Source organism: Candidatus Palauibacter irciniicola (assembly GCF_965208695.1).
GTDB lineage: Bacteria > Gemmatimonadota > Gemmatimonadetes > Palauibacterales > Palauibacteraceae > Palauibacter > Palauibacter irciniicola.
The window spans coordinates 251477-270202 of the sequence record NZ_OZ242352.1 but is presented as its reverse complement, the minus strand read 5'-3'; the positions used below and the strand labels follow the sequence as shown (position 1 = coordinate 270202).

Annotated in this window: 11 protein-coding genes and 2 rRNA genes; 5 read left to right on the top strand and 8 right to left on the bottom strand. The window is 66.3% G+C overall.

Annotation, left to right across the window (positions count from 1 at the left end; all coding sequences use genetic code 11):
* Positions 1 to 159 precede the first annotated feature (159 nt).
* The 3 genes from ACOGI9_RS01190 to tyrS form a co-directional block, all read right to left on the bottom strand.
* Positions 160 to 1884, bottom strand: a complete 1725-nt coding sequence (locus tag ACOGI9_RS01190; protein WP_419858088.1) for a hypothetical protein — start codon at positions 1882 to 1884, stop codon at positions 160 to 162.
* A gap of 101 nt (positions 1885 to 1985) precedes the next feature.
* Positions 1986 to 5309: a SusC/RagA family TonB-linked outer membrane protein gene (locus tag ACOGI9_RS01185; protein ID WP_419858087.1), complete on the bottom strand. Its 3324-nt coding sequence runs from the start codon at positions 5307 to 5309 to the stop codon at positions 1986 to 1988.
* 396 nt (positions 5310 to 5705) lie between these two features.
* Positions 5706 to 6926, bottom strand: coding sequence for a tyrosine--tRNA ligase (gene tyrS / locus ACOGI9_RS01180; protein WP_419858086.1), 1221 nt, complete (start codon positions 6924 to 6926; stop codon positions 5706 to 5708).
* 229 nt (positions 6927 to 7155) lie between these two features.
* On the opposite strand from tyrS, the gene ACOGI9_RS01175 reads away from it, so the two are divergent.
* Entirely contained in the window at positions 7156 to 9252 is a 2097-nt protein-coding gene (locus ACOGI9_RS01175; RefSeq protein ID WP_419858085.1) for a penicillin-binding protein 1A, read from the top strand.
* A gap of 27 nt (positions 9253 to 9279) precedes the next feature.
* On the opposite strand, the gene ACOGI9_RS01170 is transcribed toward ACOGI9_RS01175, so the two are convergent.
* Positions 9280 to 10584 (bottom strand): thymidine phosphorylase, encoded by a 1305-nt coding sequence (locus ACOGI9_RS01170; protein WP_419858084.1) that lies wholly within the window; start codon positions 10582 to 10584, stop codon positions 9280 to 9282.
* A gap of 76 nt (positions 10585 to 10660) precedes the next feature.
* On the opposite strand from ACOGI9_RS01170, the gene ACOGI9_RS01165 reads away from it, so the two are divergent.
* The 4 genes from ACOGI9_RS01165 (at position 10661) to thiE (ending at position 13296) form a co-directional block, all read left to right on the top strand.
* On the top strand, positions 10661 to 11131 hold the full coding sequence (locus tag ACOGI9_RS01165) for a hypothetical protein (protein WP_419858083.1): 471 nt from the start codon (positions 10661 to 10663) through the stop codon (positions 11129 to 11131).
* 2 nt (positions 11132 to 11133) lie between these two features.
* Positions 11134 to 11598: a Holliday junction resolvase RuvX gene (ruvX, locus tag ACOGI9_RS01160; protein ID WP_310779906.1), complete on the top strand. Its 465-nt coding sequence runs from the start codon at positions 11134 to 11136 to the stop codon at positions 11596 to 11598.
* Positions 11599 to 11660: 62 nt separating this feature from the next.
* The gene (gene mltG / locus ACOGI9_RS01155; protein WP_419859216.1) at positions 11661 to 12626 is read left to right on the top strand and encodes an endolytic transglycosylase MltG; all 966 of its coding nucleotides are present in this window, start codon (positions 11661 to 11663) and stop codon (positions 12624 to 12626) included.
* 13 nt (positions 12627 to 12639) lie between these two features.
* On the top strand, positions 12640 to 13296 hold the full coding sequence (gene thiE, locus ACOGI9_RS01150) for a thiamine phosphate synthase (RefSeq protein ID WP_419858082.1): 657 nt from the start codon (positions 12640 to 12642) through the stop codon (positions 13294 to 13296).
* Between the two features lie 260 nt (positions 13297 to 13556).
* Here the strand turns inward: thiE and rrf are convergent.
* From rrf to atpD, 4 genes are all read right to left on the bottom strand, one after another.
* Positions 13557 to 13673 (bottom strand): 5S ribosomal RNA (gene rrf, locus ACOGI9_RS01145).
* A gap of 78 nt (positions 13674 to 13751) precedes the next feature.
* Positions 13752 to 16776: ribosomal RNA gene (locus tag ACOGI9_RS01140) — 23S ribosomal RNA — on the bottom strand.
* A gap of 175 nt (positions 16777 to 16951) precedes the next feature.
* Positions 16952 to 17239 carry a F0F1 ATP synthase subunit epsilon gene (locus ACOGI9_RS01135; RefSeq protein WP_419858081.1) on the bottom strand — a complete coding sequence of 96 codons (288 nt, stop codon included), beginning with the start codon at positions 17237 to 17239 and terminating at the stop codon, positions 16952 to 16954.
* Complete coding sequence (gene atpD / locus ACOGI9_RS01130; protein ID WP_419858080.1) at positions 17236 to 18672, bottom strand: F0F1 ATP synthase subunit beta; 1437 nt, start codon at positions 18670 to 18672, stop codon at positions 17236 to 17238. Before atpD ends, ACOGI9_RS01135 begins: the two co-directional genes overlap by 4 nt.
* Between the last annotated feature and the right edge of the window lie 54 nt (positions 18673 to 18726).

Below are 18726 nucleotides of genomic sequence, written 5' to 3'. Positions count from 1 at the left end.
TCGTCTCGTTGTTAAGCGCACGCCTCCCGGAGCCGTCACTGACGGCGCCGGGAGGCGTGTACGCTCCCTGGAAAGGCTGTCTATCCAACCAACCGCCTTCCTGGTTCAAACCTTCGGGGAGAACCACCCCCGGCCCGGTCCTTGCCGGGCTACTGCTTCCTACCTGACGACCAGGTCCCGCACCTTGCGGTCCGCCGCCTGGCTGGCCCTGAACCGCTCCAGCGTATAGGCGGCCCGTTCCAGCGCCGCGTCCAGGCTGCCGGGCACGATCGACGGCGTCGGATCGCCGGCTGAACTCGCACCGCCACCGCCGAACGTGTAGACGTCGCGCTGCAGGACCTCGAGGTCCGAAGCCGGGATCGGCAACTGAAGCGCCGTACCCGCCGGCAGAATGTCGTTACGACGCCCATGCCAGAACTCGAGTCCGCCGAAGACGTTGAACACGTTCTCGAAGTGCTCGTACCACATCGCGTCGCGCAGGTTGCCGCAACGCCCCTGCGTGTCGTACCGCTTCCGAGGCGTGCATTCGCCCGCTCCGTTGGACGGTACCACATCGGTCGGGTTGGCAGGCGCGGCCGGGAGGCCCGCCTCCATGCGCGTCTTGTTCACGATCTCCGCCGCGCCCGCGAAGTTGCCCATGCGGTAGTGCGCTTCGGCGATGTAGCCCTCCATCTCCTGCGTCGTCATGTGCTCCATGTCGCCGAAGAAGCAGAAGCTGCAACTGAGCGTGTAGGCGTCATACCGCATGTCGCCGTAGTGCGACTGCCGGTACGTCCCACGCTCCGGCCGAAAGATGATCGTCGAGTTGTAGCGCGACCGCGGACCGAAGGAAGCGACCGACGGGCTTACGATCTCCGACGTGACGCCGTTCTCGTTGCTCGGCGGGAACCGCATGTCGTCGCCGAACGTCATCCTGCGCGCGGTGCGCTGCTGCGTCGGGATCGTCAGCCAGTCCTGGTACTCCCCGGACTGGTCGGCCATGCCCACCCAGTCCATGTGCATCCGGTGCCAGGTCTCGTTCTCCTGCATGAGCGTCTTGAGACCGTCGTACCACGGGCTGTCCGATGACGAGTCCTCACCCACCATAACGACATCCTGGATGCCGTTCTGGGCGTTGGAGATGATCTGACCCCAGTTGGCGCCCGCGGCTTCGGCGTCCGTTCGCGGCAGGTTCGCCGCGCAGCGCGCCTTCCAGCCCACGAGATAGTCCGCCCACTGGTTGTTGTCCCAGGCATTCCCGTTGAGCCACGTGTCGTTGAGCGTGAACGAGGCCCCCCGGGCCTGCGACTCCGCCGCGTCCAGCTTGCCCATGGCGTAGCTGAACATGCTGTTGTAGTCGACCGTTTCGAGTTCGCCGCCCAGGTCCGTCGTCTCGTCGACGATGAAGGCCTGGTCGTACCAGAGCGCAAGCAGGCAGGAAAGGATCGCCTGGCTGCCCGCCGCGAAGGCGACGGCGCGAGCGTTCCGCTCACCGCCCGGGCCGATCTCGAGGCCCGCGTCGATGGCCCGGATCCCATCCGATGCCGCCGAGATTCCGCCGTACGCGTCGCCCCAGTTGGCCTCGAAGACGTAGGCCCACCGGTACGAAGGCGAGTTCGGGAGCGACTCGCGGGGCTCACGACCGAGGTCGTTCATCCCCATGTTGCCCCAGGTTGCCGTGTGGCGGCTGGCCATGTGGCCGAACGCGAAGTTTGCGTTGTTCCAATAGTGTCCGATTTCCCAGACCTTGAGGAAGGAGCTCGCGATGAGCGTCTCCACATCGTCCGGGCCGGCGAGCGCGCGGGCGCGGTCCGGCTGGTTCGGGTTGTCGACCTGCAGGTCGCAGCCCGAAAAGCCGACCGTCAACGCCAGCGCAAAGGCCGGTAGCGTCAGCTTCCTTTTCATGATCTCTCCGTTGTTCAAGCGGTATCTCCCGATCCCCCTGTTCGTAACGAGGCGAGGCCGCCCTCCGGAGAGGGCGACCCGCCACTGCCACGGGCAGAGAATCAGAATACCAACTCGGCTGCGAAGGTGAACGTCCGGAAGTTCGGATAACCGAAGCTGTCGATCCGGTTAAGCGCCGCGCTCCCGAACTGTCCGCCGGTATAGCCGACCTCGGGGTCGTAACCGCGGTAATCCGTGATCGTGAACAGATTCCGGCCGATCACGTTCAGCGTCACCCTGTCGAAGACGCCGCTGAACAGACTTTCGACCATGCCCTCGGGCAGCGTATAGCCGAACGAAAGCTCGCGCAGCTTGATCCAGCTGCCGTCCTCGCGGAACCAGTCGTTGTCGGCGTTGACCGAGTAAACCGCGGACGCATAGCCGACGGGCTTGTTGTGCTCAAGCGACTTGCCCGTCTGGTCCGTGTCCTCGCCGCGCAGCTCGCGAAGCGACCACTGCGCCGTGCCGTTGTAGATCGACTGGCCCTGAGAGGTCTCCACCAGCGCGTTCACACTGAGACCCTGATACCGGAAGTTCGTCGCCAGCGAGGCGTTGAAGTCCGGCGTCGTGTTTCCGAACGGCAGGAACTCGGTGAGTACGCACTTCTCGGTGTAGTCGCCAGGATTCTTCGCGACGCAAGCCGGCGAATAGTCCGAAACCTTGACCGGCAGGCCCCAGTGGTACGAGTTGCTGCCGTCGTCCGTGGCGACCTCGACCTGCGTGCCCCACAGCTTCTTGCTGAACCCTTCGGTGAAGGCGGAGCCACCCGTTGGGACGAGGAGGCCGTCATCGTTCACCTGGAAGTTGGCGTTGCAGTCGGAAGCCGACACGCCGACCGGCGCCAGATCCGCGCAGCTCCTGGCCCACCGCTCGCCCCACAGCTCGCCCAGCGGACGACCCTCGGAGACGTAGAAGTTGCCGAACGAGTAGTCCGGAACGTCCAGGCGCGTGATCTCCTGCCTCGTCTTGTCCCAGTTCAGCCGGAACTGGAGGCCCATGTCCTGCGTGTCGATCGCGGCGTAGCGCAGCGACACCTCATACGTCTCGGCTGCAATCTCGCCCGCGTTCTGCCACTGGCTGGAGAAGCCGACGAACGCCGGCTGCGGAACCTGCAGGAGCTGGTCGTCCGTCGTGTTCCATGCGTACGTCAGGTCGAGACCCAGGTTCTCGAAGAACACGAAGTTCAGTCCCGCCTCTTTCTCGGTCGTGAACTCCGGCTTGAGCGCGCGGTTCCCGAGGTTGATCGGGAAGATCGCGCCGGCCGAGACGCCGAACGTTTCGTACTGGGCGGCGAAGTTCGGGCGACCGCCGGCCGTACCGAGCGAGAAGCGCAGCTTCAGCTCGTCGATCGCGTCGATGTTCCAGAAGTCTTCCTGCGCCACGCGCCACGCGATCGAGCCGCGGTAGTAGGTCTGCCACCGCTCGTCCGGCCCGAACAGCGAGGAGCCGTCGCGACGAACGAGACCGTCGAGGATGTAGCGGCCCCGATAGTCGGCGCTCGCGATCCCGAACAGCCCTTCCGCCTTAATCGCGCTCTGGAAGTTGTTCCCGGAGGTCTCGCCGATGATGGCGCCGAAGTTCGGCACGTCCTGCACCGAGAACCGGCTCCCGAACACGCCGTTCGACTGGTAGCTCTGGTCCTCGATGAGGTAGCGGGCCTTACCGCGCACCGTAAGGTCGCCGTCCATGAACGTCTGGCTCGCGCCGAGCGTCACGGAGGCGTTGATCGCTTCGTTGGTGGAGTTGAACTCGCGGAGGCTGCCGCCGGTGAAATCGCCGGTACCGCCGCCACCCGCCGTGCGCTCGTTCTTGGGCCGGATCGTGTAGTCGCTGAAGTCCGTCCGGTCGAACGAGGCGTTCGCTTCGAACGTCAGCCAGTCGATGGCCGCCGGCGAGAAGTTGAGGTCCACCGACCCCATCGTCCGCGTCCGCTCGTCCCGGCTGTCGTTGACCGCGAGCAGATAGAGCGGATTGGGCTCGATCGACTGCGGATCCGCGTTCAGGTCCGGATACCCGTCCATCGGATCGACCTGCGAGATGTCGAGCGCGGGGGACATGAAGGTCAGCCGCGAGAACGCACCGGTCGACACGGCCTTGTCGTCCTGGTCGGAGCGCGAGTAGAACCCGCTCGCCGCGATGTCCAGGTCGCCGAAGCGCGTGTCGACGTTCAGGCGCACGTTCTGCCGCTCGTAGCCTTCGTCGTTCGGAACACCGACATCAAAGGCCGTGAGCCCCTGCGCCACACGATCCGCGTTGAGCGTGGCGAGGTTGTCGACGCAGGCGGAACAACTCACGACGCCGGCTTCGCGGAACTGGTTGACGCTCACCCGGAAGCTCGACTCGCCGAACCGGCCCGTGACCGCGCCGTAGATATCGACGGTCTCGCCCGGATCGAAGAACGTGTCCATGTGATCGAACAGTTCGTTGGGGAACGCCTGGTTCGCGAACGCCGTCTGCGGCGTCGCCGCCTCGCCCGGGGCGATCTGGTTGTACAGCCGGGCGGAACCGAAGCCGGGGCGGTTGAGGTCACCGAAGTCGACCTCGTTGCCTTCGCTGTCGATGAACTTCGTTCCCGATGCGTTCATCTCGTAGGGATGCGAACGCACGAGTCCGACATCACCGACGAGCTGGCCGAAACCGTACTCGCCACGGCCGGTAATCGTCAGCGTGTTCGTCTGCAGGCCCGTGCCGCGCTTCGTCGTGATCTCGATCACGCCGTTCTGCGCCCGCGAGCCGTACAGCGACGCCGCCGCGGCCCCCTTCACGATCTCCACGTGGTCGATGTCCAGCGCACCCACGTCCGAGAGCGATGCGCCCTCGGCCTGGATCACGCCGTCGATCACGATCAGCGGCGACTGGCTCCGGCCGGACGCGTTGATCGAGGTCGGACCGCGCAGCGTAATCGACGACTCCTGGCCGGGCTGGCCGGAATTGGAGATGACCGACACGCCGGCCGCCTTACCCGCCAGCAGCGAGGAGGCGTCGGCCGCGGGGACCGGAATGTCCTGCGCCGACAGCCGCTCCACCGTGAACGGGAGCTTCACCTGCGGCGTCTCTCCCACCACCCCCGTCACGACAATGTCCTGGAGGCGAAGAGCCGTCTGCTCCACGGCGAAGTCCGCCGTCGCGACCTGGCCCGACGTCACCGTCACCGTCTGCGACAGTTCGTGGTAGCCGATCAGGCGGACCGTTACGGTCTGCTCGCCCGCCGGCACCCCTTCCAACCGGTACGTGCCCTCGGGACCCGACAGCGTACCGATCACCGTTCCCGCAACGAACACCTGCGCGCCGGCCACCGGGGCCAGCGACTCCACATCGGTCACCGTCCCCGAGACCGCTCCCTGAGCGAGCAGCGGGGCCGCGCCGATAAAGAGCCAGGCGCTCACTGCTGTAGCGGCTAGCGCACTCGCGCGCCTCCGCCGTCCTGACAAGTGAAACAACATGGATCGCCCTCCTGTGGCAGTGGGATCCTCTACGACCCGAACCTGTTCGAGGGCCGAGCCCCCGCCCGACGCGGCCGGGTCAGTTCACCGCGTCGAGACCTCTAAAGAACGTCGTGTCGTGCCACTACTCCTTTACAACGCTTGGCGGAACCGTTTTGCGACGACACCGGCTGCGCGCCGAAGCTCGACGATTCCCGCACGTGTCGTGCCGCCTTTCGGCGCACACACGCAACTTCCCCACGAAAGGGACCGGGCAACATGAGCGCCGATTTCGGCCCGTGCAAGACCTTCGCAGGGACGGCCCCGGGAACCGGGTGCGCGGCCGCCGGGCTCCCGAAACTAGAGATCGCGGGACCGGAGAGAGATCCGCGCGAACGCCCGTTTGCCTCGCTGCACGAGATACTCGCCCTCTCCGAGCCGGAGGTCGCCCTCGCGGATCACGCTCCCATCGACCCGCACCGCCCCCTGACGGATGAGTCGGCCCGCCTCCGAGGAGGAAGCCGCGAGCCCCGAGTCGCGGAGGATGTGCGCGATCCAGAGCGTCTCCTGCCCTCCGAGGGGGAGCGAGACGGCGGGGACATCCTCGGGCACTTCCCGGCGCCGGTGCAGGCGGTCGAACGCCTCCTGCGCCTCGCCGGCCGCCGCGGCGCCGTGGAAGCGGGCCACGAGGTCCCCGGCCAGCCACCGCTTGGCGGCGAGCGGATCGGTGCCCGCCTGGGCGCGGCGGTTGGCGAGTTCCTCGCCGGAGGCGCTCGATACGAGCACGAGCCACTCGTCGAGCAGCGTGTCCGGGATCGACATCACGCGCCCGAACGTCTCGCTCGCCTCCATCGCGATACCGACGTAGTTGCCGTAGCTCTTGGACATCTTCCGGTGCCCATCGGTGCCGCGCAGAAGCGGCATGATGAGGCACACCTGCGGTTCCTGGCCCGCGCGCTCCTGAAGCGTTCTCCCCAGCAGCAGGTTGAACCGCTGATCGGTGCCCCCGAGTTCGACGTCGGCCCGCAACGCGACGGAATCGTACGCCTGCATCATCGGATAGAGGAATTCGACGAGGCTGATCGGACGTCCCTCCCGGTGGCGCGCGGCGAAATCGTCGCGCTCGAGCATCCGGGCGACCGTGTACTGCGAGGTCAGCCGCAGGATGTCCGCCAGCGCGAGGCCGGCGAGCCATTCGCTGTTCTTCCGGATCTCGGTCGCCGCCGGATCGAGGATGCGGAAGACCTGGTCCTCGTAGGTGGCCAGGTTCGACTCGATCTCCTCCTCGGACAGCATCGGCCGCGTCTCGTCCCTTCCGCTCGGGTCGCCCACGCGGGCCGTGAAGTCGCCCATCACGAAGACCACGCGGTGGCCGAGTTCCTGGAAGGTGCGCAGCTTGTGGATCGACACGCCGTGGCCGATGTGGAGGTCGGGCCGGGTCGGATCGAACCCCTGTTTAATAAGGAGGGGCCGATTCTCTCGCGCCGAACGCTCGAGCTTGGCCACGAGTTCGTCTTCGGGGACGATGGACTCGGCTCCCGCGCGGATTCGGCGGATCTGTTCGTCTACGGGGAGAAACATCTGGGCCTGGTGTCGGTATATTCCCTATCGTCCCGTCGCGGGGTCGCTCCCGCCGGGCGCGGCGTGACGATAGAATCGGGCCGTCGGCGGTCCGACGCGAGGGGTGGGGTCCGGAGGAACGAGTGAACGGCCGGGAGATCGCAGGGGGGGAACGGGGATGATCCGTCGACGACGAACCGCGCGCCGGTCGCGTGGCGCAAAGAAGGGGACGGCCGGGAAGCGGAGAAACGTGCGCCGGGCCCTGGTGCTCGCCGTTCTGATCTGCGGTGGACTGGGGGGAGGCGTGGCCTGGCGCGGATGGACGCACCTGTGCGACGAGTGTCCCTCCATCGCCCAGATCTACGCCTTCGAACCCAAGGAAGCGACGAAACTCTTCGCGGCGGACGGATCCCTCCTCGCGGAGCTTGCCATCGAACGGCGGACGCCCATCCGGATGGAGGCGCTTCCACGCCACGTGTACAACGCCTTCATCGCGGTCGAGGACAAGCGCTTCTGGGGTCATGCGGGAGTGGATCTGCTGCGGACGACGCGGGCCTTCTTCGATTTCCTGCTGAGGGGGTACGGGGCCGCGGGCGGCAGTTCGATCACGCAGCAGCTCGCGGGCAACATGTTCGAGGGCTCCGTGAACCGCCGGGACATCAGCGTGCGCAGGAAGCTGCGCGAGATACGGGTCGCGATCGACCTGGAGCGCGCGTACAGCAAGTGGGAGATCCTCGAAGCCTACCTCAACCAGATCAACTTCGACGGGGTGTTCGGAGTCCAGGCCGCGGCGGAGCGTTACTTCGGGAAGACGGCCGCGCAGCTCAATCTGCCGGAGGCGGCGCTGCTCGCGGCCATCCCGCGGAATCCGGCGGGATACAACCCGATCCGCCGCCCGGAGCGGGCCATCGGGCGGCGCAATCTCGTCCTTCAACTGATGGCCGCGCAGGGACTCGTGAGCATCGAGGACGCCGAGGCGGCGAAGGCGTACCCGCTGGAACTCGCGAGGGGGGCCCGCATCGAGCAGGACGCCCCCTACTTCGTGGAGTGGGTCCGGCAGCGGCTCTACGACCGCTACGGCACCGACATCTACGAGAAGGGGTTCCGCGTCTACACGACGCTCGACCCGGATCTCCAGGCGGTCGCGGATTCCGCGCTGCTCGCGCAGCTGGAGTGGGTGGATCGCCACCCGGCCTATCGCGGCGTCACCTTCGAGGAGGTGCGGGCGTGGCCGCCCGACAGTCTGTACCAGGTGAGCCGCGGAGGCGCCGAGATGCCCTATGTGCAGGGGATGTTCGTCGCGCTCGACGCGGCGACCGGCGATGTGCGGGCGATGGTGGGGGGGCGCGATTTCGGCGACTCCGAGTTCAACCGCGCGACCCAGGCCATCCGGCAGCCGGGTTCCGTGTTCAAGCCGTTCGTCTACGCGACGGCGATCGCGGCCGGCATCCCCGCATCGGAGATCATCTACGACCAGCCGTACTACCTCGAGAACGTCGGCGGCGATCCCTACGCGCCGCGCAACTTCGAGAACGACTTCAAGGGCCCGATGACGCTACGGCGGGCGCTTGCCCGGTCCATCAACGTCGTGGCCGTCAAGCTGGGCCAGCGCGTCGGCGAGGAGTCGTTCGCGCAAATGGCCGAACGCATGGGGGTCGCATCGAGCGTCCCGCGCGTGCCATCGGCGGCGATCGGCTCGATGGATGTCCGTCCGATCGAGATTGCCTCCGCCTACAGCACCTTCGCGAACCTCGGCGTCCGCGTCTCTCCCCGGTCGATCCTCCGCGTGGAGAGCAGGGACGGCCGCGTGCTCTGGGAGAGCCGGGTCCAGCGTGAGCGCGTGCTGGAACGGGACATCGCGTGGGTCGCCCAGTCCATGCTGCGGGACGCGGTGGACCGGGGGACCGGGACGCTGGCGGTGAGGTCCCGCTATGCGATTCCCTTCTCCGTGCCGGTGGCGGGAAAAACGGGAACGACGAACGACGCGACGAACACCTGGTTCGTCGGGTTCACGCCGGACCTCGTGACGACGACGTGGATCGGGCACGACCGGCCCCGGCGCATCTATGCGGGCGCCACGGGCGGGGGCACGGCGGCGCCGGTCGGAGCGGCGGTGCTGGCGCACTATTACGAGACGCACGAACACCCCGACGCGTGGCGGCGGCCGCCCGGCCTCATCGAGCGGACGGTGAGCGAGACCACGGGACTGCTGTCCACGCGCTGGTGTCCGCTCGATGTCCGTTACGTCGAGATCTACCTCGAGGGGACGGAACCGACCGAGATGTGCGACGCGCATGGTCCGTGGAGCGCGCAGGTCCCCGTCCGTGGGAATTCCGCGCCACACTAGCAGGCTTTCGGGCTTTGCTGCGGCCTCCTAGCCGACGATCCGCTCCAGGATCAGCGGTTGCGACGCGGGGGGTTCGGGAGAGATCCGAATCGCGTCCGTGAGCCGGTGCGCGGCCGTCGCGGCGCCGGCCGCGTCCGCCGCGTGGACGGTGAGCAGAGGCTCGCCTTCGGAAACCCTGTCGCCCGCCCTTCGGTGAAACTCGAACCCCACCCTCGGATCGACCGCATCCTCGACGCGGCGGCGGCCGGCCCCAAGTTCCACCGAGGCGACGCCCACCGTGCGAGCGTCGACATCGAGCCAACCGGAGCCGGGGGATGGGAAGGGTTCGCGGATCGGGGCCGCGGGGAGGCGCCCGGGGTCGTCGGCCACCCCCGGGTCCCCCCCCTGGACCTCGATGAGCCGCGCGAAGCGCTCGAGCGCGGCCCCGCCATCCAGGATCGCGCCGAGTTCCGCCGCAGCCTCTTCAGCGTCGGCAGCGTGACCGACGGAGACGAGCAACTCGGCGCTCAGCGCCAGGGTGACTTCGCGCAGATCCGCGGGTCCTCCGCCTCTCAAAGTCTCGATCGCTTCGCGCACTTCCAGCGCGTTGCCGACGGTGCGGCCCAGCGGGGCATCCATCGCGGTCAGGAGTGCACTCGTCCGCACCCCCTCGGCTGTCGCGAGGTCGACCATGGTGCGCGCCAACCCACGTGCCTGGTCACGGTCGGTAATGAAGGCGCCACGCCCACACTTCACGTCGAGTACGAGCGCCCCGATCCCCTCGGCCACTTTCTTCGAAACGATCGAGGCCGCGATCAGGGCTGGGGAGGGAACGGTCCCCGTCACATCCCGGAGCGCGTAGAGACGTCCGTCGAGCGGCGCGATTTCCTTCGTCTGGCCGATCATCGCGCACCCGATCTCATCGAGAATGGCCTGGAACCGTGCCAGATCCACAGACACGTTGAAGCCGGGGATCGCCTCGAGCTTGTCCAGCGTCCCTCCGGTATGTCCGAGGCCGCGACCCGACATCATGGGCACGCGAAGGCCGGCTTCGGCCAGGAGGGGCGCCAGGATGAGCGAGACCTTGTCCCCGACGCCGCCGGTGGAGTGCTTGTCGACCGCCGGCGGACCGTCGTCCGCGAACCGCAGTCGCGCCCCGGAGTCGATGATCTCCCGCAGAAGCACGGAGAGTTCGGCGGGATCCAGCCCGCGGATGAACGCGGCCATGAGGAAGGCGGACATCTGATACTCGGCGACGCTTCCTTCGAGATACGCGCGCAGGAAGGCCGCGAGTTCGTCGGACGAGAGCCGCCCTCCGTCCCGCTTCTTCTCGATGATCCGCGTGGGAAGCATGGGGCGCCAACCTTGTCCGGCCCCGGCCCCCTGTCTAGCTTTTTTCGCGATGATCTCCCCCACGCAGGCCCCTCCCGTGATCCTGCCGAGGTCGGTCCTCGCGGATCTCTTTCACCGCTGCGCGAGCCTGGGCGATGCCGGCATCGCGGCGCTGAACGAGGCGGGGGATCGTACCGGCGCGGAGGCCGTCGCTCTGCTCGGCGACTCGCCGGACGCGCTGGACGCGGAGGAGTTCTGGGCTTTCCTCGACGAGATCCTCCGGAAGGCGGGCCTCGGATCGATATCGTTCAAGCCGGGGGGAGGAGCGTTCGCCGCCATCGCCTGGCGTGACTCGCCGGAGGCCACGTCGGCCGGGAACGTTCGCTGTCACTTCGCGACGGCGTTTCTGCGGGGCGTGCTGAGCCGTCTGGCGGACCGCGCGGTCGAGGTCGCCGAGGTGCCGGGCGGCCGCGGGACGGAGCCACGCTGGTTCCTGTTCGGATCCGCGGAGACGATCCAGCGGGTGCTTGCCGATAGCCAATCGCGGGCCGGGGGCCGGGAGCGCTGAGCATGCCCCGCAGCCGTTTGATGGCGCTCGACTACGGCCGACGACGCATCGGGGTGGCCGTCACGGATCCGACCCGGACGATCGCGGCGCCCCACGGTGTGGTGGAGAGGGCGAAGAGACGGGCTCCCGGGACCGCGATCCCGGGCGCGCTGGCCGAACTCGTTGCGGAATTGGAGCCCGCCGCCATCCTCGTGGGTATCCCCTTCTCAATGGATGGGACCGCGGGCGAGATGGCCGAAGAGGCGCGGGCCTTCGCCCGGGCTTTGGAGGAAGCGACGGGAGTGCGAACCATCGAGTGGGATGAGCGGCTGTCGACCGCGCGGGCGGAACGAGAGCTCCTCAGCATGAATCCGCCTCGCGGCCGGCGGCGACCGAAGGGCCGGACGGACGAAATGGCCGCGGCGTTGATGCTCTCCGCCTATCTGCGCAGCACCCCCGCCGGTGCAGGCGTCCCCCGGGGCCCATGAAACGCCGGTCGAAAGGAACGGGCGTTCGCCTGCTCCTCGCCGCTTTCGCCGCCTTGGCGCCCGTGGCGTACGGGTTCTTCTCCGCCGAGTTCCGGGGCCGGGGCACTCCCGATGGGTCGGTGGTCGAGGTCCTCATCCCGGATGGCGCCGCATCGCTCGAGGTGGCGGACGTGCTCCGGGCGCAGGAACTGATCTTCCATCCGCGGATCTTCGACGCGTACGTGCGCCTGAAGGGTCAGGGCCGGCAGCTGAAGGCCGGCCGGTACGAGATTCCGCGCGGCGCTCCGTACCCGTACCTGCTGGAGGTGCTCCGAACCGGGGCCGTCGTGACGACGCCGCTCACGATCCCGGAGGGTCTCCGGCTCCCGCAGGTGGCGGAACGCCTGGCCGCCTACGTCGGCGATTCGACGGCCGCCGTCCTTGCCTACCTTGCAGCTCCGGAGCGGGTGGGTGAGCTGGGCGTGCCGGGTCCCACGCTCGAAGGATACCTGTTCCCGGAGACGTATCGATTCGCCGACGGGGTCGGAATCCCGGTCATCGTGCAAGCGATCGTCGGACGATACTCCGGCTTCTGGGGAGCCGAGGAGCGAGCTAAAGCCGCCGCGCTCGGTCTCGACGAGCGAGAGATCGTGACGCTCGCGAGCATCGTCGAGAAAGAGGTCCGGTGGGACGAGGAGCGTCCGGTGGTCGCGGGGGTCTACTGGAACCGCCTTCAGCGCGACATGCTTCTGCAGGCGGATCCCACAGTACAGTACGCCCTCGGTGAGCCGCGGGCGCGTCTGCTCTATCGGGACATCGACTCCGTCGCGGATCACCCCTACAACACCTATACGCAGCCGGGACTGCCGCCCGGGCCCATCGCTTCTCCGGGAGCGGCATCGCTGCGGGCCGCCCTCCAGCCCGCTGACCACGAGTACATCTTCTTCGTGGCGCGAAACGACGGCTCGCACGAATTCACCCGGACCCTGCGCGAGCACAACAACGCGATAAACCGGATCCGCCTCGACCGCGAGTCGGCGGAACGCTAGGACGAAAGGGACCGTGCCCGGCTCGCCCGCGTGGGATGGCTGGCCCCTCATGGTGATCACCCACCCGATGCCCGCCTGCGGGCGCCCGGTGGAGGAGGTCGTCGCGGAATGCGTGGACGCCGGGGCGCCCGCGATTCAGTTCCGGGACAAGACCGCGAACGGCGGCGCACTCACCTCGACCGCGGAGCGGCTCCGGGCGGTCACGAAGTCCGCGGGCGCTACCCTGATCGTGAACGATCGTCTCGATGTCGCCCTCGCCGCCGGCGCGGACGGCGTCCACCTCGGCCCGGGCGATCTGACCGTCGCGGCGGCCCGCGACATCGTCCCGCCGGACTTCATCATCGGGTACTCCACCGACGATCCCCAAGAGGCCCGCCGCGCCGCGGCCGCGGGGGCGGACTACCTGGGCGTCGGCGCCGTGTTCGGCACACGCTCCAAGCCCGGCCTCGCCGACGAAGCGATCGGCCCCGACCGGGTCCGCCTCGTCCGGGAGGCCAGCCGCCTCCCCTGCCTCGGAATCGGCGGCATCACTACGCGAAACGCCCCCGAGGTGCTCGAGACCGGCGCCGGCATCGCCGTCCTCTCCACGGTCATGTCCGCCTCCGACCCCGCCGCGGTCGTGCGAGAGTTTCTTCGCCTCGCCGGTGGAGGAGGAGGGTGTCGGCGCTAGCTGGCTGGTGAACGCCGCGTCCACGCTGAACGGCCGGGGGGCACCCCGTCGCGGGGCGGCCCGGGCCGCACGGGCGCCAATCCGCAGGCGTTCAAGGCTGGCGCCAGCGCCGACACCCTCCTCCTCCACCGCCACCCGACCAAGGTGATCGCGCGCCGCGAAGCGGCCGAGCCCGCCGCACGGCACCCGCCATCCCACCCCACCCCGATGCAGAAAACGCCTCGCATCCGCAACGGACACGAGGCGTTTTCCAAAAGAGTCGCCGGCAGCGACCTACTCTCCCAGGGCGTCCCCGCCCAAGTACCATCGGCGCTGAGGGGCTTAACTGCTGGGTTCGGGATGGGACCAGGTGTTTCCCCCTCGCTAAAGCCGCCGGCAATCCGGGATCCGGCTCACGAGTTCGAGTGCAGGGCGATCGAGCGCGCTGAAGCGCTTATCGACCTCATATGAAGATATGGATCAAGCCTCACGGACGATTAGTACGGCTCGGCTGAGACGCTCACACGCCTTACACCTGCCGCCTATCAACGCAGTCGTCTCCTGCGGTCCTTCAGGCACCTTGCGGTGCGGGAGATCTCATCTTGAAGTAGGCTTCCCACTTAGATGCTTTCAGCGGTTATCCCTTCGCGACATAGCTACCCTGCGATGCCCCTGGCGGGACAACAGGTACACCAGCGGTCACTCCACTCCGGTCCTCTCGTACTAGGAGCGGCTCTCCTCAAATCTCCAACGCCCACGGCGGATACAGACCGAACTGTCTCACGACGTTCTAAACCCAGCTCGCGTACCGCTTTAACGGGCGAACAGCCCGACCCTTGGGACCTTCTCCGGCCCCAGGATGCGATGAGCCGACATCGAGGTGCCAAACCGCCCCGTCTATGTGAACTATCGGGGGCGATAAGCCTGTTATCCCCGGCGTACCTTTTATCCGTTGAGCGACGGCCTTTCCACACAGAACCGCCGGATCACTAAGGCCTGCTTTCGCATCTGCTCGACCTGTCGGTCTCGCAGTTAAGCTCCCTTATGCCTTTGCACTCTTCGCGCGATTGCCGACCGCGCTGAGGGAACCTTTGCGCGCCTCCGTTACCTTTTGGGAGGCGACCGCCCCAGTCAAACTACCCGCCTGACACTGTTCCCAGACCGGTTTCACGGCCCCAGGTTAGAATCCAGACATCGCAAGGGTGGTATTTCACCAGTGGCTCCACAGAACCTGGCGGCCCTGCTTCAATGCCTCCCACCTATCCTACACAGACGGTGCCCGAACCCAATATCAGGTTGTAGTAAAGGTGCACGGGGTCTTTTTGTCCTGCCGCGGGTACTCGGTATCCTCACCGAGACTCCAATTTCGCCGAGCTCTTGGTTGAGACAGTGCCCAAGTCGTTACGCCATTCGTGCAGGTCGGAACTTACCCGACAAGGAATTTCGCTACCTTAGGACCGTTATAGTTACGGCCGCCGTTTACCGGGGCTTCATTTCAGAGCTTCGCCGAAGCTAACCCTTCCATTTAACCTTCCGGCACCGGGCAGGCGTCAGTGCCTATACGTCGTCTTGACGACTTTGCAGACACCTGTGTTTTTACTAAACAGTCGCTTGGGCCGATTCTCTGCGGCCGGTTTCGGCTCTCCTGCGCGAGGCAGGGTCACCTACCGCCGGCTCCCCTTCTCCCGAAGTTACGGGGACATTTTGCCGAGTTCCTTAACCAAGACTCACTCGAGCGCCTGAGGCTACTCGCCTCGCCCACCTGTGTCGGTTTGCGGTACGGTCACACGTACTCCTCGTCCACGAAGCTTTTCTTGGCAGTACGATTACGGTCCCTTAACGAAGTCCGAAGACTTCTTCGGCATCGGATCTCGGCTTCACCAGGCGGATTTGCCTACCCGGAAACGCCTACCTCCTTACATCGTTCATGTCCATGGAAACGACGGACCTTTCACCTCTGCGTCCCTCCGCAGACTCAAGCGCAGTATCGTGTGGTACGGGAATGTTGACCCGTTTTCCATCGGCTACGCCTTTCGGCCTCACCTTAGGGGCCGACTAACCCTGAGCTGATTGGCATGGCTCAGGAAACCTTGGGCTTACGGCGACAAGGGTTCTCACCTTGTTTCTCGCGTACTCATTCCGGCATTCTCACTTGCCTGCGCTCCACGGGTAGCCTTCCGGCCCCGCTTCACGGCTCAGGCAACGCTCCCCTACCCCGCGCGCAGATGCGCGCAGCCTTAGCTTCGGTGGCTAACTTTAGTCCCGACCATTATCGGCGCAGATCCGCTTGACTGGTGAGCTATTACGCACTCTTTCAAGGATGGCTGCTTCTAAGCCAACCTCCCAGTTGTCTCCGCAAATCCACCACCTTTGTCACTTAGCTAGCACTTGGGGACCTTAGCTGAAGGTCTGGGCTCTTTCCCTCTCGCGCACGAACATTATCGCACGTGCACTTCCTCCCTGAGACCAACTAACGGGCATTCGGAGTTTAGTAGGGGTTGGTACCCGGTTTAGGGCCCTAGCCCTTCCAGTGCTCTACCTCCCGCAGTCTACACTCAGAGGCGATACCTAAATATCTTTCGGGGAGAACCAGCTATCTCCAGGTTTGATTGGCCTTTCACCCCTATCCACAGCTCATCCGAGCAGTTTTCAACCCACAACGGTTCGGTCCTCCACGAAGCATTACCCTCGCTTCAACCTGGCCATGGATAGATCACTCTGGTTTCGGGTCTGTCCCCAGCAACTTTACGCCCAGTTAAGACTCGCTTTCGCTTCGGCTCCGCCGCTGAACGGCTTAACCTCGCTACTGAGGAACAACTCGCCGGATCATAATGCAAAAGGCACGCGGTCACCCGACGTCTCTCACGAAGAGAGGGTCGAGCTCCCACCGCTTGTAGGCACACGGTTTCAGGATCTGTTTCACCCGCCTCCCGGCGTACTTTTCATCTTTCCCTCACGGTACTCGTTCGCTATCGGTCACGGACGTGTATTTAGCCTTGGCAGGTGGTCCTGCCGGATTCAATCGGGATTTCACGTGTCCCGACCTACTCAGGAATGGTCCAGAGATCGCGACGTCGGCTTCGCCTACGGGGCTGTCACCCTCTATGGCTTGGCTTTCCAGACGGATTCGACTCACCGCCGCGCGACGCTCCGAGAGCCGGCAGACTCCCACGAACCACCCTCCTACCCCATGGAAGCAACGGCTGCCGCCTTGACACCTCCATGGTTTGGGCTCTTCCCCGTTCGCTCGCCGCTACTGAGGGAATCACGGTTGTTTTCTCTTCCTCGAGGTACTTAGATGTTTCAGTTCCCTCGGTTCGCTTCCCAACGCCTATGTATTCAGCGAAGGGATGACCGGGCATCACCCCGGCCGGGTTTCCCCATTCGGAAATCCAGGGATCAACGCTTGCTTGCAGCTACCCCTGGCTTATCGCAGCTTGCCACGTCCTTCATCGCCAGTCCGTGCCTAGACATCCACCCTGTGCCCTTGATCGCTTGATCCATCTTCGTTGACGGCATCAAGCACCTCAGACGCACTCGGCGCCCAGCACTCTCACTCGCTACCAGATTGTCAAAAAAGCAGACCCGCAAGACGCCCCAAGGCGCCCGCAGGGAAGACGGGTAAAATAGGGTCGGTTCGGAGGGGCGTCAAGCACCTCCGAGAACCCTCAAGGCGTCAGCTTTCCGCCGCGGGCTCCACCTCTTCCGCGAGGACGGCGACGGTGTTGTCCAGGACCTGCAGGAAGCCCCGGGCCACGCGGAAACGGCGCGGACCCTCGTCCGTACGGATGCGAAGCAGGCCCTCGCCCAGCAGGACGACCATCGGGGCGTGACCGTACAGAATCCCCAGTTCGCCGTCGTGCGCGGGGGCGATGACCGATGTCGCGGCGCCGGAGAAGGCGGCGGCCGACGGCGAGATCACCGTGACGCTCAGTCGGCGGTCGGCGGACAGCATCGCCGTCATGCGGCCTCCGCCTCCAGCTTCTTCGCCTGCTCGATCGCCTCCTCGATCCCGCCGACCATGTAGAACGCCTGTTCCGGCAGGTGGTCGAACTCGCCCTCGACGACGCGCTCGAACGACTCGATCGTCGTCTCCAGCGGGACGTAGCGACCCGGGATGCCCGTGAACTGCTCGGCCACGTGGAAGGGCTGCGACAGGAACTTCTGGATCCGCCGGGCCCGGTTCACGATGACCTTGTCCTCCTCGGAGAGTTCGTCCATCCCGAGGATCGCGATGATGTCCTGCAGGTCCTTGTAGCGCTGCAGCGTGCGCTGCACCGCGGTGGCCACGCGGTAGTGCCGCTCGCCCAGGAACTGCTCGCTGAGGATGCGGCTGCTGGAGTCGAGCGGGTCCACGGCGGGGTAGATGCCGAGTTCGGCGATCTGGCGCGAGAGGACCGTCTGGGAGTCGAGGTGCGTGAAGGCCGCGGCCGGCGCCGGGTCCGTGAGGTCGTCCGCCGGCACGTAAATCGCCTGCACCGAGGTGATCGAACCCCGGGTGGTCGACGTGATGCGCTCCTGGAGGTTGCCCATCTCCGTGGCCAGCGTCGGCTGGTAGCCCACCGCGCTCGGCATGCGGCCGAGCAGCGCGGACACCTCGGACCCGGCCTGGCTGAAGCGGAAGATGTTGTCGATGAAGAGGAGGACGTCGAGCCCCTCCACCTCACGGAAGTACTCCGCGACGGTGAGGCCGGTGAGGCCCACGCGCAGGCGCGCGCCCGGCGGCTCGTTCATCTGCCCGTAGATGAGGGCCGTCGAGTCGATGACGCCCGACTCCTTCATCTCGAGCCAGAGGTCGTTCCCCTCCCGGGTGCGCTCGCCCACGCCGCAGAAGACGGAGCGGCCGCCGTGCTCCTGTGCGATGTTGTTGATGAGCTCCATGATGATGACGGTCTTGCCGACGCCGGCCCCGCCGAAGAGTCCCGTCTTGCCGCCCTTCACGTAGGGGGCGATGAGGTCCACGACCTTGATCCCGGTGACGAAGATCTCCGTCTTCGGCTCGAGGTTCTGGAGGGCGGGCGACTTGCGGTGGATGGGCCACCGCTCCGTCGCCTCCACCGGCCCCATCTCGTCCACGGGCTCGCCGAGGACGTTGAGGATGCGGCCCAGCGACGCCTCGCCGACGGGCGCCGAGATGGGGTGTCCCGTGTCCACGACCTCCATCCCGCGCGTCACGCCGTCCGTCGCGTCCATGGCGACGGCGCGCACCTGGTTGCGGCCGATGTGCTGCGCCACCTCGCACACGAGATCGTGCACGGTCCCGTCATCGTCCTCCCAGGACAGGGAGAGCGCGTTGTAGATCTCCGGCAAATGCTCGGGCTCGAACTCCGCGTCGATCGTGGGTCCGATGACCTGCACGACCTTGCCGGTGCCTCGTTCGGTCGATCCTTCAGACATATGTCAGCCTCATGGCTTATCGGTTCTCCGGGGCGCCTCCGCCCCTGTACGCTG